This is a genomic window from Bradyrhizobium sp. LB11.1 (assembly GCF_040549385.1).
Lineage (GTDB): Bacteria > Pseudomonadota > Alphaproteobacteria > Rhizobiales > Xanthobacteraceae > Bradyrhizobium.
Window position 1 is genome coordinate 85,592 of record NZ_JBEPTH010000020.1, and the last position, 6,110, is coordinate 91,701.

Below are 6,110 nucleotides of genomic sequence, written 5' to 3' on the forward strand. Positions count from 1 at the left end.
CTACGACTGGCTTTAACAAAGTGGTCGTCTGCCTGGCCCGCCGCTATCGGGGGCCTGAACCTTTGGAGGGCTTAACAATGGCCCGTACCGCTGCTCTGCCGGTCCTTAACGGCGAATCCGGCCTTTCCCGCTACCTCGGCGAAATCCGCAAGTTCCCGATGCTGGAACCCCAGCAGGAATACATGCTCGCCAAGCGTTGGCGCGAACACGACGATCGCGACGCTGCGCACCAACTCGTCACCAGCCATCTCCGGCTCGTGGCCAAGATTGCCATGGGCTATCGCGGCTATGGCTTGCCGATCTCCGAGGTCGTCTCGGAAGGTAACGTCGGCCTGATGCAGGCGGTGAAGCGTTTCGAGCCTGAAAAGGGCTTCCGTCTCGCCACCTACGCCATGTGGTGGATCAAGGCGTCGATTCAAGAGTACATCCTGCGTTCCTGGTCGCTCGTGAAGATGGGCACCACCGCGAACCAGAAGAAACTGTTCTTCAACCTGCGCAAGGCGAAGAGCAAGATTTCCGCTCTGGACGAAGGCGATCTCCGCCCCGACCAGGTGGCAATCATTGCCAAGCGTCTCGGCGTCACGGCTCAGGACGTGGTCGACATGAACCGCCGTCTCGGTGGCGACGCGTCGCTCAACGCACCGATCCGCGACGACGGCGAAGCCGGCGAATGGCAGGACTGGCTGGTCGACAATTCGCCCAACCAGGAGGCCATGCTGGCCGAACACGAGGAGTATGACCATCGCCGTGACGCGCTGAACGGCGCCATGGGCGTGCTCAACCCGCGCGAACGCCGCATCTTCGAGGCCCGTCGCCTCGCCGATGAGCCGATGACGCTGGAAGACCTTGCCGCCGAGTTCGGCGTGTCGCGCGAGCGCGTCCGCCAGATCGAGGTCCGCGCCTTCGAGAAGGTGCAGTCCGCGGTCAAGGGCACGATCGCAAGGGCCGAACAGGCCGCGCTGGAAGCCGCGCACTAAGCGCGGGCTTCCGCCCCCACGAATTGGCGGATCGACAAGAGACGAAAAGCCGGCGGCAACGCCGGCTTTTTTTTGTCGTGTGAGCTGCAGCATGTTCGCGGCGCCCCGACGGTGCATCTTGAACGCACGCGAGGGGTCCCCCGACCAAAGACTATCGGGCCACATCCAGAGAACGGGCACGCGCCGTGTCGATCATCCTGCAATCCACCGTCGGCGGCTTCTCCGCCCAGTTCATGCGCAAGCTGCCGCTGGTCGAGCAGGCCATGCGCGATCACGGCCTCGAGCCATCGGAGTTCGTGATCTCCAAGGACTATGCCTCGACCGCGACGATCCCGATCATGGGGCCGTTCTTCTTTAATTACAGCGTGTACTTCGGCGATGAAGAATTCACCGTCACCGAGCCGAACGACATGGTGTTCCTGGACTACTTCTTCAAACGCGTCCTGGCCGCAGACGGCCCGCCGGAATTGCCGGAGCAGCCGGGACTGATCCGGCGCTTGTTCGGCTGGATGGCGCATCCGGTGTAGCTCGTCACTCGCCCCACGTCCGCGCCAGCGTCGCGAGCCAGCAGCCTTCGCAATAGCGGGCGTCCTTGAAGTCGATCCAGTTGTGGGCATAGACGTGGTCGAGCGGGATGCCGTAACGCGCACGCAGCACCTGGACCAGGATCTTCCACGCCGAGACCTGTGCCGCGGTCGGGCCGATCGTGACGTCGGGATAGTTGCCGGCGAACTCGACGCCGATTGAATTGTCGCGCACGACCTGATGATAGGTCGCGCTGTTGTCGATGTATTTGTTGTCGTTGCGGTTGGCGCCGTCGGTATGGGTCGGCACCAGATTGTCCGCAACCGACCAGTAAACCGTGCCGTCGGTCTCGACCCAGACCATCACGCCGCGACGGGTCGGATCCTTCGACTGTGCCTCGGCGCCGCCGCGCGCTGACCCGGTTGGCCCTTCGGTCTGGTGCACGATGATGTTGCGCCAGATATGGGCGTTGGCAACTTCGCCCCATGGCGCGAGCCAGACGATCTTCAGTCCGGGAATTTCAGGCGTGCCGGTGCCGCGCGCGAGCTTTGCGAGCTCGGCATCGGCTGCGGCAGCGGGAGCGATCAGAAGAGCGGCGAGAACAGCCACGACAAGGCGGGACATCATCACAGGGATCCAGCAACGGACCCAGCGTAGCAGGGTTCAGGCGAATTTGCGCGCGGCTTCGACCGGCTCAGGCGAGAGCGGCGGCGCCGGATCATAGACCGCAAAATCGTTCTTGCCGTTCTTCTTGGCGGCATAGAGGGCGTGGTCGGCGTGGGCGATCAGCCTATCAGGGAATTGGCCGATGCCGCGATCCCATTCCGCGACGCCGATCGAGATCGCGATCGGAATGTCGTTGCCGGAGCAGCCGGCGGCATCCTGGCGGCAGACCTCGAGCACGCGGCGAGCGATCAGCGCGCCTTCACGCATGGAGGAGGACGGCAGCACCACGCAGAACTCGTCGCCGCCGGTGCGGGCAAGCATGTCGCCGGGCCGCAGCCGCGTCTGCGCCATCAAAGTGAAATGCTGGAGGCAGGCATCGCCCGCGGCATGGCCGTGGGTGTCGTTGACGGTCTTGAAGCCGTCGAGGTCGATCACCAGCAGCGAGAACGCCTCGCCGCTGCGCTCCGAACGGGCGCATTCCTCGGACAGCCGCTGCAACAGATGGCGGCGGTTGGCGACGCCGGTGAGATCGTCGAGCAGAGCGAGGTCGGCGACCTCGTTGCGCAGCCGATCCATCGCCATCAGCAGGAAGCCGAAATTGAGCGTCATCGACAGGAAGAGAAGCGCCAGCACCATGACGGCATGACTCTGACTGCCTGCGACCGCCGAGAAGTCGCCGCCAAGCACATTGCCGACCGCGCGGACCACGAAGATCGCGATGATCGTGAGGATGACGATGCCGGACAGCCGCGCACCCGGGCTGACGCGCCCCTCCGGCGGCGACAGCAGAAGACGCAGCGACAGCACGAGCGGCAGGCCCTGCCCGACCGTGTAGCTAAGCATGCGCAGCTGCATCTGGTCGCAGCCGATCTTGAACAGCACGACACCGGCGAAACTCGCGATGCCCGTTACGACCATGAGGCGCAAATGCACCGGCCGGTCATAGAAGCGCTGAATGCCCATGGCGGCGAGGCAACTGGCCGCGATAATGCCGGCGGCCCCAAACAGCAGCGGCATGGAGGAATCGACGAACAGGCGGACCAGCGCCGTCATCGCGCCGGCCGCACCGACGAAGGCCGATGCCATCCAGTACCGCGCAGCCTCGAATTTCGGATAGGAGCGCGTCACATAAGCCCAGATCAGGCCGAGCGCCGAGAAGTTGACGACGAAGACCATCCAAAGCGTCGGTACGTTCAACATGGCGCCCGCAGGACGCGTAGCGTCCCGCCTCCTGTCCCTGGCAGCCGTTCGTCCATGACCCGCCCCCGTGTTCTTGCGGACAACCATGCGCGGATTGCACTTAACGGAACCTCACTGCGATCGTCGAAAGCGTGCCCTTGGTTTTGGATTCATGAACGCTGCGTCTCAATTATCGGATCGTTAGGCACGTCGTCTGCGTCCATCGCAATCGCGTCGACGCCTCGCGCGATGCGGATTCGCGGACCAAAATCACCTGAAAATCCATCTGAGCTGTGGATAACGGGATGACACAGATATGACAGCGCGGGGCAGACGCTCGCGAATCTGCTGAGTTTACTCTCGAGGATGTTGCGAGGCTGGCCCTCCACCGCGCGTTCCTCGTGTCGCGTTTCACCATTAACCCTTAAGAGGATCCTATGGCTAAGAAAGCGAAGAAGGCGAAGAAGGCGACGAAGAAAAAGGCCAAGAAGGCTGCGAAGAAGAAGTAGCGCAGCAAGTTCTTTGCCCGGGTGGAGCATGCTCCGCCCGGGCCTCAGGTGAGGTTCAGAGATTGAAAACGGCGGGCGCGAAGCCCGCTTTTTTATTGCCTACCGCTCGGCAAGGGCGAGCTTGGCACCCAACAGGGCAAAGCCTGCCGCAAAAGAGCGGCGCAGCCAGGTCATCACGCCGGGACGGGAGATGACGCGCTCGCGCACGGAGGCCGCGCAGAGGCCGTAGACGACGAACACCACAAACGTCATGGCCATGAAGGCGCCGCTCAATTCCAGCATCCGTGCCAGAGCGGAAGCCTCATCCGCCGCGATGAACTGCGGCAGGAAGGCCAGGAAGAAGATCGAGAGCTTTGGGTTGAGGATGTTGATCAGGAATCCGGTGAGGATGACCCGACCGCTCGAGCGCTCCTTGATCTCGCTGTCGACCGCAAGCGCACCTCGCTCGCGCAGCGCCTGCCAGGACATGTAGAGCAGATAGGCGACGCCACACCATTTCAGGGCGGCGAAGGCGAGCGCGCTGGTGTGCAGCACGGCGGCAAGCCCGAGCATCGCCGCAATCATATGCGGCACGATCCCGAGCGTGCAGCCGAACGCCGCCGCCACGCTGGCGCGCGAGCCGCGCGTGAGTGCCGCAGCCAGAGTGTAGAGCACGCCGGTGCCGGGCGAGGCGACGACGATGAGCGAGGTGAGCAGGAATGACCAGGACATGCCTCGTCCCTACCACCCCTGACGCTGATCGAGAAGTCACGACACGGTAAGCCGCGCCGCCAGACGCGAAACCAGAGCGCGATTCGCCTCAGTTCAGCTGGGCGATCTCGGCTTCGCGCAGGACGTCGAGCGGCGCCCACGGTTTGGCCCAGAATTTTGCGCCGTCAGGCAAGGGCTGCATCAGTGGGCGGCCCGAGGTGACGACGACGTCGAGCTTCGGATTGCGATCTTTGGCGACGTGCGCGAGCTCCACACCGCTCATGCGGCCGGCAAGTTGCACGTCGGTCAGCATCAGGCACAGCGCGCCGGCACTCTTGTCCAGCACATGCTCGGCCGCTTCCGCACTCTCACACTGGATGACCTGGTACCCGCTCTCCTCCAGCAGGAGACAGAGCATCTCCCGTTGCATCCGGTCGTCTTCAACGATCAACGCGGTCGCTCGAAATGGCTGGGCCTGTCCCATTTGGCTGCTCCAATGCTCGAATCCGCTTTAAGTGACGTGAGTTAAGGAGGGGAGAGCCAATATGGTTCGGTTCCGGACTGAAAAAATGTACATTGAAGTTCCATTCGGGAGAGGGAGCCATCCATGACTGCGATTCCCGGCGCCGCCGCCATCACGGGCGCGGCAAGCGGCATTGGCCGTGCGCTTGCGATCGAACTGGCAAAACGCGGCTGCGACCTCGCGCTCGCCGATCGCGACGAGGCCGGATTGAATACGCTCGCTAACGAGATCGGCGCTCAGCGCAAGATCAGTCTGCATCGCGTCGACGTCAGCGATCCCAGTGACATCGCGCAATTCGCGCGTGATGCGGTCGCGTCGCATCCCGGGCTCAACATCCTCGTCAACAATGCCGGCGTGGCGCTGATGGGGACGTTCGAGGAGATCGACCAGGCGCAGATGGACTGGCTGTTCGACATCAATTTCTGGGGCGTTGTGCACGGCACCCGCGCCTTCCTGCCGCATCTGAAGACGCTGGCAGAGGCGCATATCGTCAACGTCTCCTCGATCTTCGGCATCATCGCACCACCGGGACAATCGGCCTATGCGGCGGCAAAGTTCGCAGTGCGCGGCTTCTCCGAGAGCGTGCGGCATGAGCTTGCGGTCGCGGGCAGCCCGGTCAGACTGTCGGTGGTACATCCCGGCGGCGTCGCCACGAGCATCGCGCGCTCATCGCGCACCGGCGTCGGCGTCACCGACAATGCCCGCCGCGCGCAAATGATCGACCGGTTCGAGACCGCGGCGAGGACGACGCCGAAGGACGCCGCGCTGCGCATCATCAGGGGCATCGAGCGAAACGAGCCCCGCATCCTGATCGGCAACGACGCAAGGTTCATGGACCTGTTGCAGCGCTTCCGCCCCGGCACGTATTGGGCGCCGCTGCAGCGGAAGCTGGAGAGGATGGCGAAGGGGAAGTGAGGGGCGCGATGGCGTCGCCTCACCCTCAATATCGTAGATTCCATGGGGCGGTGAGCGGGCCCTATCCGTTAGGTTTGGGTTTCCACACTCGAACCCACGGAGCGTCTGATGCAAGCATCGACCGAG

General features: G+C 63.6%; 7 protein-coding genes. 3 read left to right on the forward strand and 4 right to left on the reverse strand.

Annotated features, from left to right (window positions below):
• The first annotated feature begins 77 nt into the window (after positions 1 to 77).
• Positions 78 to 977: an RNA polymerase sigma factor RpoH gene (gene rpoH, locus ABIA96_RS33190; protein WP_354141127.1), complete on the forward strand. Its 900-nt coding sequence runs from the start codon at positions 78 to 80 to the stop codon at positions 975 to 977.
• 185 nt (positions 978 to 1,162) lie between these two features.
• Positions 1,163 to 1,504: a hypothetical protein gene (locus tag ABIA96_RS33195; protein ID WP_354141128.1), complete on the forward strand. Its 342-nt coding sequence runs from the start codon at positions 1,163 to 1,165 to the stop codon at positions 1,502 to 1,504.
• A 4-nt stretch (positions 1,505 to 1,508) separates the two neighbouring features.
• On the opposite strand, the gene ABIA96_RS33200 is transcribed toward ABIA96_RS33195, so the two are convergent.
• From ABIA96_RS33200 to ABIA96_RS33215, 4 genes are all read right to left on the reverse strand, one after another.
• Positions 1,509 to 2,129: a peptidoglycan recognition protein family protein gene (locus ABIA96_RS33200; RefSeq protein ID WP_354141129.1), complete on the reverse strand. Its 621-nt coding sequence runs from the start codon at positions 2,127 to 2,129 to the stop codon at positions 1,509 to 1,511.
• A gap of 36 nt (positions 2,130 to 2,165) precedes the next feature.
• Complete coding sequence (locus tag ABIA96_RS33205; RefSeq protein WP_354141130.1) at positions 2,166 to 3,368, reverse strand: GGDEF domain-containing protein; 1,203 nt, start codon at positions 3,366 to 3,368, stop codon at positions 2,166 to 2,168.
• A gap of 587 nt (positions 3,369 to 3,955) precedes the next feature.
• Entirely contained in the window at positions 3,956 to 4,567 is a 612-nt protein-coding gene (locus ABIA96_RS33210; protein WP_354141131.1) for a LysE family translocator, read from the reverse strand.
• 88 nt (positions 4,568 to 4,655) lie between these two features.
• Positions 4,656 to 5,030, reverse strand: a complete 375-nt coding sequence (locus tag ABIA96_RS33215; RefSeq protein ID WP_354141132.1) for a response regulator — start codon at positions 5,028 to 5,030, stop codon at positions 4,656 to 4,658.
• 123 nt (positions 5,031 to 5,153) lie between these two features.
• Here ABIA96_RS33215 and ABIA96_RS33220 point away from each other — a divergent pair, with 123 nt between their 5' ends.
• Positions 5,154 to 5,984, forward strand: coding sequence for an SDR family NAD(P)-dependent oxidoreductase (locus ABIA96_RS33220; protein WP_354141133.1), 831 nt, complete (start codon positions 5,154 to 5,156; stop codon positions 5,982 to 5,984).
• Positions 5,985 to 6,110: the final 126 nt, after the last annotated feature.

Excerpts from the sequence above, each read along its gene's own strand:
- rpoH (WP_354141127.1), top strand. The coding sequence starts at position 78 with ATGGCCCGTACCGCTGCTCTGCCGGTCCTTAACGGCGAATCCGGCCTT.
- ABIA96_RS33200 (WP_354141129.1), bottom strand. The coding sequence starts at position 2,129 with ATGATGTCCCGCCTTGTCGTGGCTGTTCTCGCCGCTCTTCTGATCGCT.
- ABIA96_RS33205 (WP_354141130.1), bottom strand. The coding sequence starts at position 3,368 with ATGTTGAACGTACCGACGCTTTGGATGGTCTTCGTCGTCAACTTCTCG.
- ABIA96_RS33210 (WP_354141131.1), bottom strand. The coding sequence starts at position 4,567 with ATGTCCTGGTCATTCCTGCTCACCTCGCTCATCGTCGTCGCCTCGCCC.
- ABIA96_RS33215 (WP_354141132.1), bottom strand. The coding sequence starts at position 5,030 with ATGGGACAGGCCCAGCCATTTCGAGCGACCGCGTTGATCGTTGAAGAC.
- ABIA96_RS33220 (WP_354141133.1), top strand. The coding sequence starts at position 5,154 with ATGACTGCGATTCCCGGCGCCGCCGCCATCACGGGCGCGGCAAGCGGC.